Annotated in this window: 2 protein-coding genes and 1 pseudogene; 2 read left to right on the plus strand and 1 reads right to left on the minus strand. The window is 76.8% G+C overall.

Going from position 1 to position 3,247, the window contains the following annotated elements:
- Positions 1 to 163 precede the first annotated feature (163 nt).
- On the plus strand, positions 164 to 1,903 hold the full coding sequence (locus ACFU74_RS29275; protein ID WP_380762061.1) for an ABC transporter ATP-binding protein: 1,740 nt from the start codon (positions 164 to 166) through the stop codon (positions 1,901 to 1,903).
- Between the two features lie 48 nt (positions 1,904 to 1,951).
- On the opposite strand, the gene ACFU74_RS29280 is transcribed toward ACFU74_RS29275, so the two are convergent.
- A complete protein-coding gene (locus ACFU74_RS29280; protein ID WP_380762063.1) occupies positions 1,952 to 2,746 on the minus strand; it encodes a leucine-rich repeat domain-containing protein in 795 nt (264 codons plus the stop codon).
- Between the two features lie 246 nt (positions 2,747 to 2,992).
- Here ACFU74_RS29280 and ACFU74_RS29285 point away from each other — a divergent pair.
- Positions 2,993 to 3,247: pseudogene (locus tag ACFU74_RS29285) on the plus strand (aspartate aminotransferase family protein); the annotation flags it as partial.

A 3,247-nucleotide genomic window follows, 5' to 3' on the forward strand; every position in this document is an offset into this window, starting at 1 on the left:
GTGTGGTCCCGCGGACCACCCGGCCGGCTCCCCGGGCCGCCGCGGCCACCGCCGCCGCGGCCCGTTCCTCGTCCCGGCGCCGTCCCGCCCAGAAGAGAGGTGTCCCGTGGCCGACCGGCCCGCCCCCGCGTCCACGCCGCCGCCCGCGTCCACGCCACCGCCCGTGCCCGTGCCGCCGCCGGTCCGGCTGCGCCGCGAACTCGCCGCCCAGCCGGTCCGCCTCGCCGCCGCCCTGACCCTCGCCGTGCTGGCCACCGCCGCCGCCCTCGCCCTCCCGCTGCTGGTGCGCCGGATCGTCGGCGACTTCTCCGCCCACCGCTCGCTCGCCCCCGGACTGCTGATGATGGCCGCGGCCGCCCTCACCGGCGCCGCCGCCCAGGCCCTCTCCGGCTTCCAACTGGCGCGGATCGGGGAGGGGATGACCTACCGGCTGCGGACCGCCCTGATGTCCCACGCGCTCCGGCTGCCCCTGCCCGTCGTCCGGGCCCGGGGCACCGGCGAACTCGCCGCCCGCGTCACCTCCGACGCCCAACTGCTGGGCCAGGTGGTGGAAGTGGCGATGCAGCTGCCGCTCGCCGCGCTCAGCGTGCTGGCGACCCTCGCGGTCATGCTCTGGATCGACTGGGTGCTCACCGCCGTCACCGTGGCCGCGCTCGCCCTGCTGACCGGCCTGGTCCTGGTGATCACCCGCCGGATGCGGGCCAACGTCACCGGGCAGCAGGACGCGGTGGGCCGGATCGCCCAGCGCTTCACCGCCGACCTGGACGCCCTCACCACCATCAAGGCCTACCGGGCCGAACCGCTCGCCGACCGCGTCCTGGCCGAGGACGCCGAACACCTGCGCGCCGTCTCGCTGACCGGCGCCCGCCTCGGCGCCCTCGTCCCGGCCGTGCTCACCCTCGGCAACCAGTTCGCGATGATCGCGGTCATCCTCACCGGCGGCGCCCGGCTGGCGGCGGGGGAGCTGAAGGTGGCGGCCTTCGCCGCGTTCCTGCTCTACCTGCTCCAGACCGTCCCCTCCGTCAACACCCTCGCCACCGGGTTCGGACGCCTCCAGGCGGGCCTGGCCGCCCGCGACCGCTGCAACGAACTGCTCGTCCTGCCGCCCGAGGCCGACCCGGACGACGCCGGCCGCACCGCGCCCACCCCCGCGCCCGACGCCCCGGCGGTGGTCTTCCGCACCGTCACCTACACCCACACCGGAACCCGGCGGGCCGCCCTGGACGCCGCCTCCTTCAGCATCCCGCGCACCGGCCTGACCGCCGTCGTCGGCCCCTCGGGCGCCGGCAAGAGCACCGCCCTCGCCCTCGTCGGCCGCTTCGTGCGCCCGGGCACCGGCTCGGTCAGCGTGCTCGGCCACGACCTCCAGGCCTGGCCGCTCGGCGCGCTGCGCGCCCGGATGGCCTACGTGGACCAGGAGTTCACCCTCCTGGAGGCCAGCGCCCGCGACAACCTCCAGCTCGGCCGGGCCGGCGCCGCCGACGATCGGGAACTGGCCCGGGCCCTGGCCACCGTCGGCCTCGCCGAGGACGTCCAACGCCTCCCGCACGGCCTGGACACCGTGCTGGGACGCGAGTTCGACCTGTCCGGCGGCCAGCGCCAGCGGATGGCCCTGGCCCGCGCCCTGCTCGCCGACGCCGACATCGTCCTGCTGGACGAACCCACCAGCCAGCTGGACGGCCTCAACGAACTGCGCTTCCGCGAGATCGTCGACCGGCTCGCCCGCCGCAGCGCCGTCGTGGTCGTCGCCCACCGCCTCACCACGGTCCAGCACGCCGACCACGTCATCATGATGGACCACGGCACCGTCGTCGACGCCGCCGACCACCCCACCCTCCTCGCCCGCTGCGCCCCCTACCGAGCGCTGGTGACCAGCCAGACCGGCCCGCCCCTGCCCGCATGACCCACCCCGGCCACCGGCGCCGACCCGCCCCCGACGACGGTGCGGCCGTCAGCAAGCGTCCGGCTGGACGAGTCCGGGCCCGCCGGTGTGCGGGGCGGGGACGTAGCCCCCGGCGGGAGCGGGCAGCGCCGCCACGCACGCCGCGGAGCAGGCGTTGACCAAAAGCGGCAGCACGTCGGCCCCCACCCGGCCGGAGATCCACACCTGGCGCAGGCCCGCCCCGTCGAAGCCCCGGTCGCAGACGCTGCAGGTGCGGATCGCCGTGGCGCCCGACACCCGGGGGTCGAGATCGCCGAGGTCGAGCCCCGTCGCGCCGCCCGGCCCGGCGGACAGCGCGGGAAACGGCGGCCGGTACTTGAAGTTGCCGTAGACGGCACGGGTGCTCACCGTGCTGCGCCGCAGACCGCGGCACCGGGTCAGCTCGTACGGGAACCAGTGCAGACGGTACGAGGTGTACGGGGTGAACTCCTCCAGACTCGTCATCGCGCCGACCTCCGGCGGCAGGCGCACCAGGTTGCTGCCGTACAGGCCGAGGTGCTTCACCGCCGTGAGCTTGGCGACGGTGGGCGGCAGCGTGACGACCTGGCGCCGCTCCTGCGCGGTCAGCTCCGTCAGCGGCTGGAAGACCTCCCGCCCGTCGGCCGCCGCCTCCTCGACCAGGTCGAGCAGCCGCAGCCAGCCCGGCGCGGTGGTGTCCTGGCGCTCGCTGTGGAACCCGACCGGCCGCGCCGGCGCCCTGCGGCTCCGGGGGAGGCAGTCGCACTGGTCGTGGGACGCATCCCGGTCGCCCGGCGCGGCGGCGTCGGCCCAGCGGTTGGAGAACACCTGCGGCTGCTCACTCATGTGATCATGCTATCGATCCTGCCGTCGGCCCCTGACGCGCCGCCAGAACGGCTGTCCCGGCCGGGACAGCCGTGACCACGCGATGAGCGCTGCGAGAACGCCGGCCGTCGAGGCCGGCGACCCTTCCGGGCGTCGGCCGTCCGAGCGCCCGCTCGGGCAGGCCACCGGGTGCGGATTGGACCGGGACACCGTGGGGGACGGCGGCTACCGTCGACGACACACCCGACCGACCCGGAGAAACACGCCATGCACCCCGAACTCGCCGCCGACCTGTCCCGGCTGCCCGCGCTGCTGGAGGAGACCCGCCAGGTGGCGGCCGCCTTCCTGGCCTCCCTCGACGAGCGGCCGGTGGTCCCAGACGCCGAGCCGCCCGCGCCGGTGCCGCTGGGCGAGCGGGGCGGCGGGCTGCGGGCGGGGGGCGCCGGGGGGGGCGGGCGCGGGGGGGCCGGGCGGTGCCCCGGCGCCGGGGGCCCCGCAGGCGGGGGGGGGACCCCCGGCGCC

This window comes from Kitasatospora sp. NPDC057500 (assembly GCF_042802195.1).
Taxonomy (GTDB): domain Bacteria; phylum Actinomycetota; class Actinomycetes; order Streptomycetales; family Streptomycetaceae; genus Kitasatospora.

Excerpts from the sequence above, each read along its gene's own strand:
- ACFU74_RS29280 (WP_380762063.1), bottom strand. The coding sequence starts at position 2,746 with ATGAGTGAGCAGCCGCAGGTGTTCTCCAACCGCTGGGCCGACGCCGCC.